Raw genomic sequence first — 13,069 nt, 5'->3', positions numbered from 1 at the left:
ATATGACACACAATGCATATGACAGCATCGTCATCGGCGGCGGGTCCGCCGGCATGGCGTTTGCTACCGCAGCCGCCAAGCTTGGCGCGCGCATCCTAGTGATCGAGCGCGCCGAACTTGGCGGCACGTGTGTTAATCGTGGCTGTGTGCCCAAGAAAATTCTTTGGTCTGCTGGCCAGATCGCGCGCACGACACGGGCCGCAGCGGCACAGAATATCGCGACTAAAACAGTGATCGACTATCAAGCGCTGATCGCGAAACGCGATGCCCATATTGCAGATATTCGCGACATCTACGCGGGTAACCTTGACGATGCGGGCGTAGCGCTTTTACGCGGTCAGGCCGCGATAATCGATGCGCGCACTGTGGACGTAGGCGATACGACATATACAGCCAATCAGATCATCCTTGCCTGTGGCGGACGCCCCGCCGAGATGAATATTCCTGGCGCAGCCTTGCTCAGCAACAGTAACGACGTGCTTGGTTGGACAACGCGGCCGGATAGGATCACCATTATCGGCGGCGGCTATATCGGCTGCGAATTTGCCGCGATCTTTCACGCACTAGGGTCGGACGTGACGTTGATCCATAATGGGCCACATCTGCTAGATACCTTTCCCAAAAATCTGGCGCTTCATGTCCAAAACGGGCTTGCGTCATCAGGCATCCGCATTCGAACAGAAGACGGCGTAACAGCAGTAAAGCAAACCGGTACATCGCTGGGATATACCTGCGCGTCAGGCTTGACCGATACGGCGGATGCCGTTGTCGCGGCCGCGGGTCGGACGCCCAACATTGACCAGCTGGGCCAATTTGCTGAGACGCTTGTCGTTGCTGATACTGGGGCGCTTGCGATTTCTGATCAGTTTGAGACCAGCCAGCCTGGCGTTTATGCCATCGGTGATATCGCTGATCGGCTACCGCTAACACCTGTGGCCACGGCTGATGGGACAGCGCTTGCGCATATGCTGTACGGCAATGGCGCCGAAGCGGTCGATCTTGATCTTGTCGCGACCACGACATTTGTATACCCGCCTGCCGCTTTCGTTGGTGAGACCAGTATAGAAACACTTCGCAGTGGCGATCTAACGCCGTTGGCGCAAAACGTGCTGTCGGACGTAGATCACAACGAGGCTTTTTATCAGATCAACGCTGAGCGTGACATTCTCAGAGGGGCCGCGATCGCAGCCCACGGTGCAGAGGACATCATCGCGATGGCGGCGGCCCTGATTGCCGCCAAAGCGCCTGTGACGTCGTTGACCAAAGCGACACCTGTGCATCCATCATTCGCGGAAGAATATTTCACTGAACAACCAAGGCGGCGCCGGTGAGCCGTGCCTAGTTGGATGATTGATAAAGCGGGATCGTGGAAATAGCCATTTTTGCACTGCCGTCCTGCACCTCGCGCGCGTGCGATACGTAGATCAAAGTGCTGTTTGCCTCATCAAAGATGCGTTTGACGGACAGTGACTTCCAGATGATTGAGCGACGTTCAGAAAAGATGCTTTCGCCTTCGTCACTGCGATCAATATCACCGATGGCAATGGGCCCTATCTGACGGCATGAAATGGCAGAGTTTGATGGATCCTCAAACCAGTTTCCCTTCTTCAGCCGGTCGATTAGCCCACGCTCAAAATAGGATACGTGACAGGTGACACCTTCCACATCAGGATCTGAGAACGCCTCGATCACGATGTCATTGCCCAACCAATCAACATCGACATTCCCGACCTCTTCGGCAGGCGCTGTTGTCGCGAGCAGCGTGGCACAAAACATTGCAGCGAGGCGGTGTGTGATTGTCATGACATTTATCCTCGTGAAATACGAAAAGCGGCCAACAAAGGACCGCATTGGAGTGGGGCAAGGCAAGCTACCTCGCCCCATGAAGTGAGATTAGCCTTCGTATTCTGGCTGCTGTTCCAACGCCTCTTGAGATGCGTCGATATAGACACGCACGTCGTCACCGTCATCCATGCGCATGATCGTCAGCTCGTCCAAGGATACGGCAACTTCACGTTCGCCCAGACCTAGGAAACCACCTACATCGATCACGGCACGATCAAGTGTGCCATTATCGGTGACCAGCAGTTCCCCAATCTCGCCGACTTCTTCATCATTTGCACCAAAGACCGGCGCACCTGTAAGATCTTCAGTCGTCAAGTTTTCGGGCGTGATGCGGGCAAAACCGTCCATTGCGATGTCTGGACCAGTCCACGCACCCATTTCCTCACCGTCGTCCATCGTGTTGGTCAACTGGTTGTATTCGTAAGCTGGCGCATCTTGCACGCCGACTGCCGTTGCTTCGATCACCAAGAAAAAGTCGTCTGTTTCACCCTCTTCTCCTACAAAACGCAGTTCGGACATATTGATTGCGACATCTTTTTCACCGATCCCCAGGAAACCACCGACACCGACAATGACGGATTGTACTTCACCATCGCGGGTCAGCAAAATCTCGTTGATTTCACCGATGTCGTCCCACTCAGTTTCGCCATTCGCAACGATCATCATGTCATTTTCGATGCTGGCCTCTGATGCATAGACACGCATGCCGACCATTTCGGTGGCATTGATGTTCATTGCTTCGTCAAACTGCATGTCCGAAAATACGGCCGTATGTCCGTCCGCATATGCGGCTGTTGAAAGTGCCAGTACGGCGGCTGTTGTGTTCAGAAAGTTCTTCATTGTTTCCTCCTGTTTGAGTGATGGTTGGACGCGCCAACCTTGATGCTGGGTCAACACCAAGCTGTGCGGATCGTTCCGTCAGTTTTTCCTGAATGCCCCGACGGAAAGTCCAAAGGGAACAGATCGACCCCGTAAACGTTGGGATGCCACAAAGCGCAAAGAGGGGAAGAAATCGTGGATGCTATTGATTTCGACAGAACATGGCGCAGCCAACTACAGCCCGATCTGGTTCGGTATCTCAGCTATGCCGCGATTGCAGGCTGCATCATTTTTGCTGTTTCAATCCTGGTTGCGGATTTTGTTGTGCCCGATCATGACTGGCTGGCCGACACAATCAGTGATCTTGGCGCCGGACGATATGAATTCATCGTAGATATCGGCATTTACGCCCTTGCAGGGTCTTTGTTGGCGACTGCGTTATGCGCCGCGCACATCCATCTGGGTGGTCCACGCTGGAGCATTGGCTTAATCGGAGTTGGACTTATGGCGTTGATCGTTTTCCTGATCGGTGCACGCAACGAATATGGCGACAACGATGACGAAGGGGTCGTGATACACGTCTACCTTGTTTACGCGCTTGGGCTCATCATGACCCTTGCGCCTTGGTTTATGTCGGGCGGCGCATACCGGGTCGGGCGCGTGTACGGTCACAGCCTAGTTGCAGTGTCGATCATCTGGACGATATCAGCGCCATTCTTCTTTTTCTTACCGACAGGGATAGACGGAATTTATGAACGCTATCTTGGCTTAATCGCATTTGCATTTCTGGGTGTGCTGGCTCGGATGTATCTTTCGTTGGCCCAAAAAATAGCGTGAACTAAATCGGTTGGTAAACGTTGGGGTTCAACACGCATCATAAGATGGAGAGTTCTGTTGGAGCCAGTCGGCATTTTAATGGATCAATTGCGCGAAATTGGTCGATCTGCGATTGAATTGACGCCTCAGATTCTGGTGGCGCTTGTCGTCCTCACTTTGACAGCGCTTGTCAGTAAAATTATCAAATCCGGTATTTCTAACCTCATGGCGCGGACCAATCTCCGGCAAAGTCTACGGGAACTGGCAACGCTTCTGGCATCGATTTTGACTTGGGTTCTAGGGCTGATGATCGCGGCTGTTATTGTTTTTCCCGGACTGACCCCTGCAAGTATTCTTGCGGGTTTGGGTCTTGGCTCTGTTGCCATCGGATTTGCATTCAAAGATGTGTTTGAAAACTTCCTCGCAGGCATAATTATCCTGTTCCGCCGCGAAATGCGCATTGGCGACCACATTGAATGTCTGGGTATCGAAGGTGAAGTAACGCATATCGCCATTCGCGAAAGCCATATTTCGCGCACTGATGGCCAGCTGGTCATTGTTCCAAATTCAATGCTGTTCAAGAACCCTGTCATTATCCGCACCGACAAGCCGAAACGCCGTGTGACCATTATTTGCGGCGTGGCGTATGACGTCGATGTAGATGAGGCCCGCAGTGTTATCGCAGGCGCCGTTGAGAAGTGCGAAACGGTTGGAAAAGACGATAAACCAATTCAGGTTTTCGCGCAGGAATTTGCTTCTTCTTCGATCAATTTTGAGGTGACCTGGTGGACCGGATCAAAGCCCGTCGAGGTCCGCACATCGCGCGACGAAGTTGTCGCCAATGTAAAGCGCGCGCTCGATGAAGCTGGTATCGAAATCCCGTTCCCTTACCGTACGCTGACATTCAAACAACCTTTGCCAATCGCACATCAGGAAACGGATTAGCGTTGTTTTTTTTGAACGCAATTGGAGCGACATAATCTCTTTGGCAGATGATCTTAGCAACGATGATTGGGCCGTGGCTAAGCTTAGCCAATGTTCCATAGTTCCTGTTTTGACCACTCAGCCATAAGAAGCTTCGAGAACTCGCGAACCCGAAAGGAAAGCGGTCGATTTTCCGGTCTCACAATCCGAGCAACCCGATCATATGTATCGTAGTCCGTAAGCGCTTCGATCAACGCGCCCGATTTCAATGCCTCGCCACAGATGAATGTCGGTTCCAATGAAACGCCAAGTCCGGCCTTTGCTGCTTCGACTAAAAACGCCCCGCTATTTGGTCTTGTCGCGGTTGCGTTCCGGTCTCTCAACTCATTTAGGCAGCCTTTCGTTCGAAGGCCAAGGGGCTTTTGCCACCTAATGACGAGTGCCGCCGTCGTGGATTGTAGAACCCATTGATATACTGGAAAATCGCCCCTTCGGCTTTACGCCTGGTTTCCCAGCGGTTGCGCCAAATCAGCTCTGCCTTGAGTGATTTGAAGAACGTTTCAACCATGGAATTGTCGTAGCAGTTTCCCTTACCGCTCATCGAAACTTGGAAGCCGTGTTTAGACAGCCGTTTCTGATAGTCGCCTGAACAATATTGCGACCCGCGATCCGTATGATGCATGCAGCCCTTCGGCGGTTGCCGCAGTGCCACAGCCATATCCAATGCTCGGATCGCCAGATCCCGCTTCATACGATTGCTAACCGCCCAACCGATGACACGACGGGAATACAAATCAAGGATCACTGCCAGATACAACCAGCCCTCACTGGTCCAGATGTAGGAAATGTCATCGGCCCACTTTTGGTTTGGACCATCTGCAAAGAAGTCCTGGCCCAGCAAGTTAGGGGCGATGTTAAACGCATGATTGCTGTCGGTCGTAACCTTGTATTTCTGGGTCCTGATGATTTTGATGCTATTCTCCCGCATTAAGCGGCCCACGCGCCGGTGCCCAACTTGCAGACCCAGTTCTTGCAGTTCTTCGGTCATGCGAGGCCGGCCATAGCTTTGCAGGCTTAAGCGGTGCTGTTCGCGGATATGCGCCAGGATCACCATATCGTCGCGCTGTCGCTGGCTCATCGGGCGGCTTCGCCACGCGCGAAATCCTCGCGACGTAACCTGCATGACGCGGCAAAGAAATTCGACAGGCCATTCTTCTTTCCAGGCGTCGATAAAGGCGAACCTCACCGACTTTGGCCTGCAAAGAAGATTGCCGCTTTTTTTAACACTTCCCTCTCCTCGCGAAGCAACCGAACTTCCTTGCGAAGGCGTTCGTTCTCTTTCTCGACATCCTCGTGAGGACCCGACATCAGGTTGTCATGCTGATGCTTTTGAACCCACTTGTTCAACGTCGAAAGCCCAACTCCTAAATCCGCTGCCGCTTGCGGTCGTGTCAGCCCACTGGTCGTTGCGATGCGTACTGCATCAAGACGAAACTCGTCTGTGTATCTCGGTGCCATTCTCTATCTCCTTCATAGCAAACATTGCTCGAAAGAGACCGGAACTAAAACGTGGCAAGACCAATTGGCTATGTAGCGTGGCGCGATTGGAATGTTTGTTAGCTTCCCAGACTTGCTGCGAAACTGCCAATGGGTTGGCACTGAACCCGCGCGATATACCAAGGCTGGAAGCCCAACCAAATCCGCAGGCGTTTTGGGAAATCCATGTTTCTTCCAGAATTCCGGGCTGGCGGTGAGAGCATAATGAACTTTGAACAAAATCTCTGTGCCCAACTGAGGTTTCTCATCTCCGCCAATCCGAATGGCCAAGTCATACCCTTCTTCAATCAGATCTACGTGGCGATCGCTTACATTTAGATCAAAACGGATATCAGGATGCATCTCTGAAAACGCGGTCATAATCGGGGCCAAGTGGCGTGCGCCAAACACGCTGGGAACGGTCATGCGGATCAACCCTGACGCTTTGTGCATCTCTCCATTGGCGCGAGCATCTGCTTCGTTCAGGTCGGTCACGACCCTAAGACAGCGATCATAATAGGCCCGCCCTTCCGGTGTGAGCGTGGTCCCATGCGTCGTGCGACGTGTCAAAGCGACACCAAGCCGTGCCTCGAGGTCTTTGATGCGACGATGAAGTGCAGAGACTGCGATGTTCATCTTTTTAGATGCCGCCAGCTGTGATCCTGCGTCGACCACAGCGATAAAACACTCGATTTCTGCTAATCTATTAATTTCTAATTCCGCGAAATATGATTTCTAAAATGAGAGTCTACAACGCATTCTTAGAAATAGGTAGCCTTAGAAACAGCAACCCAATCCCGGAGAATGACCATGACTGCCTATTGCCTGTTTCAGAACCTCGAGATCACGGACATGGATAAAATGCAAGAATACGCCATCACGGTGGAGCCAATCACCCACGCCTTCAAAGGGCAGTACGTGACCAAGGCCGGTCAGGTTGATGTCAAAGAAGGCGATTGGGCCCCGACATATCCAGTCATCATCAAATTCCCGTCGATGGCCGATGCGCAGGCTTGGTACGCATCCGACGACTACGCCCCACTCAAGGCGCTACGCAAATCTGCAGGGACGTTCAGCGCGGTGTTTATCGAAGGCAACACGGAATAACCGGAATTCCGAAATAGGAGGCCATCAGATGGGCCACAAAGACATAATTGGGATGAGCTTCGGCTTCGTCTATTCGGATGAAACCTATGGCATTGAAGTTCTATCACAGACGGCGCTGCGCTGGACAAGGACGGCTGGCAAAAACACAGGCCAAGGCGACACGGAACAATACGTCTTTAGCAAACTCACCGACGACATGTTCATGCTGACTTGGGTCGAAGCCGATGGGCCAGGCCTGAGCAACATTTTGCGGTTAACTGACGGCACGCTTATCACCCACGCAAACATCGGACGAGATGTCTTCATCAACCCCGGCAAGCTGACAGTGACGCAGTGAAGGTTCCCAATGCAGCATAAAGCCACCTATACACAGGGATCAATTTTCAGCCATATCACGGTGCTGTCCACAACGTGGGCGATTGGGCTGTTTGCGATCTTTATCGTTGATCTTGTTGATGTGTTTTTCATCGCATTACTTGGTCAGCCCGCGTTGGCCGCGGCTGTTGGTTTTGCTGGTGTCGGTATTTTCTTTGGCTCTGCTATCTGTATCGGCATCGTGATCAGTATTGGAACGCTGGTTGCACAATCGCTTGGCGAAGGTGCCGAAGCCGCAGCTAGGCGTCTGGCCACCCATGGCATGCTGTATATGTTGGTTTGGTCGATACAAATCACGATCCTGACGGTCGTTTTTGCAGAACACATCATGCAATTTTTGGGCGCGCGCGAAGAAACGCTCGCGTTCGCTGTCACTTACTTCACGATCGTTGGCGCTTCACTTCCGCTGCTAGGGATTGCCATGGCTGGCACTGCGATTTTGCGGTCAGCGGGTGATGCCAAACTGGCGATGTGGTCGACCATTTCTGGTGGCATTGTAAACGCTATACTTGATCCAATCCTGATTTTCGGCGTTGGCATGGGGTTGAGCGGTGCGGCCATTGCGTCCGTGATCTCAAGACTTATCGTTGTGGCCGTCGCAGTCCTTGGATTGATCCGAAAGCATGATTTGCTTGGCCGGATCGATACCTCCCAGATTTGGTCCGACTTTAAGCAATTGAACAAGATCGCTATGCCGTCCGTGATCACGAACCTGTCCGGCCCTATAGGCGCGTCATATGCCACAATGCAGATGGCAAAATTTGGCACCGATGCTGTCGCCGCGGCCTCTGTTATTGGGCGTATTTCACCCGTTGCGTTTGCGGGGCTGTACGGCCTTTCGGGCGCTATTGGCCCGGTTGCATCGCAAAATGTTGGCGCGGGTCAATTTAATCGCGTGCGCGAAACCTTGATTGCAGGTGCGAAGTTCTCGGTTCTCTACATGGTTCCAGTCGCAATAGTCATATTCGCGCTGCAAGGCGCGCTGATATCTGTCTTTCAGCTTGAGGGTGACGCAGCAGATTTGCTTCGTTTCTACGCAACCTTCATTGTCATCACCAATATACTGTTTGCCTTGCAGCTCTGTGCAAATCCGATCCTGACGGCGCTTCACCATCCGGGCCTTGGAACAATCAGTAACTTTGCCCGCGACCTGCTATTGGCGATACCGCTCATGACAGTTTGCGCAGCGTACTTCGGTGCCCCAGGCGTTCTAGCCGGACAAGCGATCGCGAATGCGATTGCAGGTATCGCGACATTTTCTGTCGCACTCTGGCTTTCACACAAAATCGAGAATGGGTGGGGTTTGGATTGGCCACTTCTCTCGACCAACTGCCATCCTGTGCGTGCCATTCCAAGCGGGGTTCAGCACAGGGGATTATGATGGATTCCATGCGTTGACCGCGCCAAGATCAAAATGAACTGAATCAAGGAACAAATATTATGACTTCAGAAACAAGAATCTCTTTGCGCCAGGATGGGCCACTGGTCGTTTCATCGCCGCCAAACCTCCGTGATGCCGATGGTGAAGCAGTCAAGACGAAGGAGGTCGCAGCTCTTTGTCGGTGCGGTGTGTCCAAAAACAAACCATTTTGCGATGGATCACACAGCGAGGCCGGTTTTTCCAGCGCTCCGGATCATAGCAAGATTAGAAACAAAGAGATTGAGTACTCCGGAACCGCCAGTTCGCATCCTGTCACTGTGCACTACACGCCCGTACTTTGTTCACATGCAGGGGAATGCGCCAGATTGGCCAAGGACGTGTTTAACCCTAAGGAGAAACCGTGGATCCAACCAGACGGCGGATCGCTGCAAGACATTCTCGCTGTCATCGCGGCCTGTCCTTCTGGTGCGCTAAGGCTGAGCACTCAGAGCATGAACGCAGCGCACATGACATCCCCAGAGGTCAAGATAGATATAGAACGCCATGGTCCGTATTGGGTTTCTAACGTACCGCTTGATGCCGAATTCAATGGTGTAGGGGCCAGCCCTGCCAAATATGTTCTGTGCCGGTGCGGTGAATCGAAAAACAAACCCTTCTGCGATGGAACGCACTATGATGTTGCGTGGCGAGACGACGATTGAGCACACTGCTATTTTCACCTCAGGAAACTGACGGAACATATTGAAGCCGCGCGCCGCACCTTGCATCACGATGCAAAACACGACGCTGTTTTCGCATTGCAGCCCGCATCGTGGATCAGGCGACGATAGGTTGCGCGCCGACAAAGTCCCAAGCTTGGGTAATTTCGTGCGTGTCAAAGGCGCGTGCTTCGACGGGAATGACTTTATCCATCAGGCCAATCATCTTGGCCGCGCGATCCGGTGCACCGACAACTGCGTAGCGTGCGACATGCTGCAGCGATCTGAAACGCGACTTGATGACGTCACCATCTAGCATGCTATCCCAATCGCTGCCTGTGAATTTGGTCATTTCCAGCAGCATGCTGACTTTGGGATGTTTATCGAAAACATCATTCATAAATTTGGCCAGCGCCTCTGACGCATCGTCATCGATGTGACCATGGATTTGGAATGCAAAAACAGTTTCGTTGTCTGTGGGAATCTGTTGGATTGGACCTTGGTTGAAATGTGTCATAGCGACCTCGCGTGTTAGAATTGCGTGAGTAGAAGAAACACGCCAACACGCCGTTAGTTCCGCATTCTCAGATGCACCCAACAGACTGTCATGCACCTAGCCAATCAAGACCTCACCGCGAGGCGAGCAAATCGTTTGCATCTTCTTCCAACTGATCATCGTCCGCTTGCGGCGGTAGAAGATCGTTTTTCAGATCAGCCTCGGCATGCGTCTGATCGGGCTCTACCGGCGGTTGGTCGGGCTTTGGCAGTGCCGCGACAGAAGCGGCGCTGCTGTCGATGTGTTCGACTTGTGTTTGTACTTGCACGCCGTCGGGGAAAATGACTTCGCGAGCTTCATCTGGCATGGATATGCCTGCTTCGGTCAAATCGGATTTCACCATCCGCAATAGTGCCGATTTTAGTTTGATTGCCGAAATCTCTAACCCGTCAAACCAGTAATAGGTTTTGATATTGATCGTGGATGCGCCAAGCTCGTCGACCAGAACCATCGGTGCGGGATCGGCTAAGACGGCACCATGTGCCTGAAGGCCATTCATGATAACTTCCTGTGCCTGAGCGACCACCGCATCATACCCGATACCAACCACAAATTCGCCGCGTCGTTCAGGCGATGACGTGAAATTCTCAATCACGCTTTTGAAAATAATGGCGTTTGGAACGTGTATCAAATTACCTTCCACTGATCTGATAATGGTGCTGCGCGTGTTCATGCTGCGCACCGTGCCAGAGATACCCGCAACCTCAACATAGTCGTCGCGGCGAAACGGGCGGCGCACACTTAGGATCAGGCTGGACAGAAAGTTCTCTGCGATATCGCGGAATGCAAAGCCAAGAACGATGCCCAACACACCCGCACCGCCGACAAGCGAAATCGCCAGCTGCGTCAGACCTGCCACCTGCAAGACGATGTAGATCCCCAAGAGCAAAACAGGGAACGCGATCGCGCGCGCAACCACCGTGCGCAGAAATGGCGACTGAATACGGGTGGCGAGCGCTGTTTTTGCAAACCGAGACACCAGTCGGGCGACAAACCATGCCAAGGGCAGGACAAGCAGGGCAAGCACGACCAAAGGCATGACGGTGACGGCTTGCCGTACAAGTCGCTGTAGTTCCGCAATGGCTGGGTCAAACGACCAAACGACGGTTTCGTTGACTGTCATGCGATTGACGACCGCGACAACGCCGGTTGTCTTGGCTGCCAACTGTCGTACCCACTCCTTGCGGGCCTCCGTATCCGCAACCCCGTCCAGAAAAACGACACCTTCCTGAACCAGAACTGTGACGTCCTCATACCATCCCGTGGCATCAACGATGGCAGAAATCCGGTTCTGAATGTCGGTATCAGAACTGACCGGATCGACCTCAACCGGAGCTTGCGGCGTAAGAACGTCCGAAGTCTCTAAATCTTGCGTGCTCGTCTGTGCCAGTGCAGGTAAAGCAAGGAAAATTACGGTACATGCAGAAAGAACGAGCGAAAACAGATGTCTAGTGGAAAGGGCCAAGGAGCTATGCCTCACTGTCAAATGGGGGGCAGAAACATAATGGGCCGCACAATGCGGCCCATCGGGATGTAATGATTACTTTCAAGCTTAGAGATCGGCCTGTACGTCACGACTTTCTTCGCTGATCGCAGCGCCTGCGTTCGAAATGTCTTCGCCGGCACCTTGAACAGTTTCACAGGCGGCAAGTGTCATAGCAGCCACGGTCGCGATAATAAGTGTTGTAATACGCATAACTCAGTTCCTTGTGTTAGTTCCTTGGCGATGGTTGCCCGATGGAAACTAAACGTGCAGAAGCCTCTTTGGTTCCGGCATCCACTCAATATCTCGGAACGAAATCTGGTATGATTGGTCTTGCCACGTTTTAGTTCCGGTCTCTTTCGAGCAATGTTTGCTATGAAGGAGATAGAGAATGGCACCGAGATACACAGACGAGTTTCGTCTTGATGCAGTACGCATCGCAACGACCAGTGGGCTGACACGACCGCAAGCGGCAGCGGATTTAGGAGTTGGGCTTTCGACGTTGAACAAGTGGGTTCAAAAGCATCAGCATGACAACCTGATGTCGGGTCCTCACGAGGATGTCGAGAAAGAGAACGAACGCCTTCGCAAGGAAGTTCGGTTGCTTCGCGAGGAGAGGGAAGTGTTAAAAAAAGCGGCAATCTTCTTTGCAGGCCAAAGTCGGTGAGGTTCGCCTTTATCGACGCCTGGAAAGAAGAATGGCCTGTCGAATTTCTTTGCCGCGTCATGCAGGTTACGTCGCGAGGATTTCGCGCGTGGCGAAGCCGCCCGATGAGCCAGCGACAGCGCGACGATATGGTGATCCTGGCGCATATCCGCGAACAGCACCGCTTAAGCCTGCAAAGCTATGGCGGGCCTCGCATGACCGAAGAACTGCAAGAACTGGGTCTGCAAGTTGGGCACCGGCGCGTGGGCCGCTTAATGCGGGAGAATAGCATCAAAATCATCAGGACCCAGAAATACAAGGTTACGACCGACAGCAATCATGCGTTTAACATCGCCCCTAACTTGCTGGGCCAGGACTTCTTTGCAGATGGTCCAAACCAAAAGTGGGCCGATGACATTTCCTACATCTGGACCAGTGAGGGCTGGTTGTATCTGGCAGTGATCCTTGATTTGTATTCCCGTCGTGTCATCGGTTGGGCGGTTAGCAATCGTATGAAGCGGGATCTGGCGATCCGAGCATTGGATATGGCTGTGGCACTGCGGCAACCGCCGAAGGGCTGCATGCATCATACGGATCGCGGGTCGCAATATTGTTCAGGCGACTATCAGAAACGGCTGTCTAAACACGGCTTCCAAGTTTCGATGAGCGGTAAGGGAAACTGCTACGACAATTCCATGGTTGAAACGTTCTTCAAATCACTCAAGGCAGAGCTGATTTGGCGCAACCGCTGGGAAACCAGGCGTAAAGCCGAAGGGGCGATTTTCCAGTATATCAATGGGTTCTACAATCCACGACGGCGGCACTCGTCATTAGGTGGCAAAAGCCCCTTGGCCTTCGAACGAAAGGCTGCCTAAATGAGTTG

Annotated in this window: 16 protein-coding genes; 8 read left to right on the top strand and 8 right to left on the bottom strand. The window is 52.7% G+C overall.

Going from position 1 to position 13,069, the window contains the following annotated elements:
• Positions 1 to 2 precede the first annotated feature (2 nt).
• Complete coding sequence (locus tag ROLI_RS23255; protein ID WP_187432060.1) at positions 3 to 1,331, top strand: FAD-dependent oxidoreductase; 1,329 nt, start codon at positions 3 to 5, stop codon at positions 1,329 to 1,331.
• Positions 1,332 to 1,338: 7 nt separating this feature from the next.
• Here the strand turns inward: ROLI_RS23255 and ROLI_RS23250 are convergent, their stop codons facing one another.
• Together ROLI_RS23250 and ROLI_RS23245 are read right to left on the bottom strand one after the other, a co-directional pair.
• Positions 1,339 to 1,803 carry a CreA family protein gene (locus tag ROLI_RS23250; protein ID WP_187432061.1) on the bottom strand — a complete coding sequence of 155 codons (465 nt, stop codon included), beginning with the start codon at positions 1,801 to 1,803 and terminating at the stop codon, positions 1,339 to 1,341.
• A 90-nt stretch (positions 1,804 to 1,893) separates the two neighbouring features.
• Positions 1,894 to 2,685 (bottom strand): PRC-barrel domain-containing protein, encoded by a 792-nt coding sequence (locus tag ROLI_RS23245; protein ID WP_187432062.1) that lies wholly within the window; start codon positions 2,683 to 2,685, stop codon positions 1,894 to 1,896.
• 174 nt (positions 2,686 to 2,859) lie between these two features.
• Between ROLI_RS23245 and ROLI_RS23240 the strand changes: the two genes are divergently transcribed.
• Both ROLI_RS23240 and ROLI_RS23235 read left to right on the top strand, forming a co-directional pair.
• Positions 2,860 to 3,501, top strand: coding sequence for a DUF998 domain-containing protein (locus tag ROLI_RS23240; RefSeq protein WP_316247503.1), 642 nt, complete (start codon positions 2,860 to 2,862; stop codon positions 3,499 to 3,501).
• Positions 3,502 to 3,558: 57 nt separating this feature from the next.
• Positions 3,559 to 4,425 carry a mechanosensitive ion channel family protein gene (locus ROLI_RS23235; protein ID WP_187432063.1) on the top strand — a complete coding sequence of 289 codons (867 nt, stop codon included), beginning with the start codon at positions 3,559 to 3,561 and terminating at the stop codon, positions 4,423 to 4,425.
• Positions 4,426 to 4,508: 83 nt separating this feature from the next.
• Here ROLI_RS23235 and ROLI_RS23230 read toward each other — a convergent pair whose 3' ends face one another.
• The 3 genes from ROLI_RS23230 to ROLI_RS23220 form a co-directional block, all read right to left on the bottom strand.
• The gene (locus ROLI_RS23230; protein WP_262386687.1) at positions 4,509 to 4,787 is read right to left on the bottom strand and encodes a LysR substrate-binding domain-containing protein; all 279 of its coding nucleotides are present in this window, start codon (positions 4,785 to 4,787) and stop codon (positions 4,509 to 4,511) included.
• 5 nt (positions 4,788 to 4,792) lie between these two features.
• Positions 4,793 to 5,922 (bottom strand): IS3 family transposase gene (locus ROLI_RS23225; RefSeq protein WP_338469243.1). Its coding sequence is split into 2 segments (ribosomal slippage): positions 4,793 to 5,676 and positions 5,676 to 5,922, totalling 1,131 coding nucleotides; the frame shifts between segments, so codons are not numbered across the junction.
• Between the two features lie 12 nt (positions 5,923 to 5,934).
• Positions 5,935 to 6,633, bottom strand: a complete 699-nt coding sequence (locus ROLI_RS23220) for a LysR family transcriptional regulator (protein WP_316247520.1) — start codon at positions 6,631 to 6,633, stop codon at positions 5,935 to 5,937.
• A gap of 117 nt (positions 6,634 to 6,750) precedes the next feature.
• On the opposite strand from ROLI_RS23220, the gene ROLI_RS23215 reads away from it, so the two are divergent.
• From ROLI_RS23215 to ROLI_RS23200, 4 genes are read left to right on the top strand one after another with little or no spacing between them, the layout of a single operon-like run.
• The gene (locus tag ROLI_RS23215) at positions 6,751 to 7,047 is read left to right on the top strand and encodes a DUF1330 domain-containing protein (protein WP_187432338.1); all 297 of its coding nucleotides are present in this window, start codon (positions 6,751 to 6,753) and stop codon (positions 7,045 to 7,047) included.
• Positions 7,048 to 7,075: 28 nt separating this feature from the next.
• Positions 7,076 to 7,384 carry a MoaF-related domain-containing protein gene (locus ROLI_RS23210; protein ID WP_187432336.1) on the top strand — a complete coding sequence of 103 codons (309 nt, stop codon included), beginning with the start codon at positions 7,076 to 7,078 and terminating at the stop codon, positions 7,382 to 7,384.
• Positions 7,385 to 7,393: 9 nt separating this feature from the next.
• Positions 7,394 to 8,803 (top strand): MATE family efflux transporter, encoded by a 1,410-nt coding sequence (locus tag ROLI_RS23205; protein WP_187432335.1) that lies wholly within the window; start codon positions 7,394 to 7,396, stop codon positions 8,801 to 8,803.
• 59 nt (positions 8,804 to 8,862) lie between these two features.
• The gene (locus tag ROLI_RS23200) at positions 8,863 to 9,504 is read left to right on the top strand and encodes a CDGSH iron-sulfur domain-containing protein (RefSeq protein ID WP_187432334.1); all 642 of its coding nucleotides are present in this window, start codon (positions 8,863 to 8,865) and stop codon (positions 9,502 to 9,504) included.
• A 115-nt stretch (positions 9,505 to 9,619) separates the two neighbouring features.
• Here the strand turns inward: ROLI_RS23200 and ROLI_RS23195 are convergent, their stop codons facing one another.
• The 3 genes from ROLI_RS23195 to ROLI_RS23185 form a co-directional block, all read right to left on the bottom strand.
• Entirely contained in the window at positions 9,620 to 10,018 is a 399-nt protein-coding gene (locus tag ROLI_RS23195) for an STAS/SEC14 domain-containing protein (protein ID WP_187432333.1), read from the bottom strand.
• 112 nt (positions 10,019 to 10,130) lie between these two features.
• Entirely contained in the window at positions 10,131 to 11,522 is a 1,392-nt protein-coding gene (locus ROLI_RS23190) for a mechanosensitive ion channel family protein (RefSeq protein WP_262386714.1), read from the bottom strand.
• Between the two features lie 87 nt (positions 11,523 to 11,609).
• Positions 11,610 to 11,753 carry an entericidin A/B family lipoprotein gene (locus tag ROLI_RS23185; protein WP_187432332.1) on the bottom strand — a complete coding sequence of 48 codons (144 nt, stop codon included), beginning with the start codon at positions 11,751 to 11,753 and terminating at the stop codon, positions 11,610 to 11,612.
• A 178-nt stretch (positions 11,754 to 11,931) separates the two neighbouring features.
• Here ROLI_RS23185 and ROLI_RS23180 point away from each other — a divergent pair.
• A protein-coding gene (locus ROLI_RS23180) for an IS3 family transposase (protein WP_338469156.1) occupies positions 11,932 to 13,061 on the top strand; the annotation gives its coding sequence in 2 pieces (ribosomal slippage) (positions 11,932 to 12,178 and positions 12,178 to 13,061; 1,131 coding nt in all).
• Positions 13,062 to 13,069 lie beyond the last annotated feature (8 nt).

It is taken from the genome of Roseobacter fucihabitans, from assembly GCF_014337925.2.
In the GTDB taxonomy this organism is placed as follows: domain Bacteria; phylum Pseudomonadota; class Alphaproteobacteria; order Rhodobacterales; family Rhodobacteraceae; genus Roseobacter; species Roseobacter fucihabitans.
The sequence above is the reverse complement of the archived record's forward strand: the minus strand, read 5'-3'. Positions and strand labels throughout refer to the sequence as shown.

What these genes read in the sequence shown, in the direction of transcription:
- ROLI_RS23195 (WP_187432333.1), bottom strand. Translation starts at nt 10,018, where the DNA reads ATGACACATTTCAACCAAGGTCCAATCCAACAGATTCCCACAGACAAC.
- ROLI_RS23245 (WP_187432062.1), bottom strand. Translation starts at nt 2,685, where the DNA reads ATGAAGAACTTTCTGAACACAACAGCCGCCGTACTGGCACTTTCAACA.
- ROLI_RS23185 (WP_187432332.1), bottom strand. Translation starts at nt 11,753, where the DNA reads ATGCGTATTACAACACTTATTATCGCGACCGTGGCTGCTATGACACTT.
- ROLI_RS23210 (WP_187432336.1), top strand. Translation starts at nt 7,076, where the DNA reads ATGGGCCACAAAGACATAATTGGGATGAGCTTCGGCTTCGTCTATTCG.
- ROLI_RS23200 (WP_187432334.1), top strand. Translation starts at nt 8,863, where the DNA reads ATGACTTCAGAAACAAGAATCTCTTTGCGCCAGGATGGGCCACTGGTC.
- ROLI_RS23205 (WP_187432335.1), top strand. Translation starts at nt 7,394, where the DNA reads ATGCAGCATAAAGCCACCTATACACAGGGATCAATTTTCAGCCATATC.
- ROLI_RS23250 (WP_187432061.1), bottom strand. Translation starts at nt 1,803, where the DNA reads ATGACAATCACACACCGCCTCGCTGCAATGTTTTGTGCCACGCTGCTC.
- ROLI_RS23255 (WP_187432060.1), top strand. Translation starts at nt 3, where the DNA reads ATGACACACAATGCATATGACAGCATCGTCATCGGCGGCGGGTCCGCC.
- ROLI_RS23215 (WP_187432338.1), top strand. Translation starts at nt 6,751, where the DNA reads ATGACTGCCTATTGCCTGTTTCAGAACCTCGAGATCACGGACATGGAT.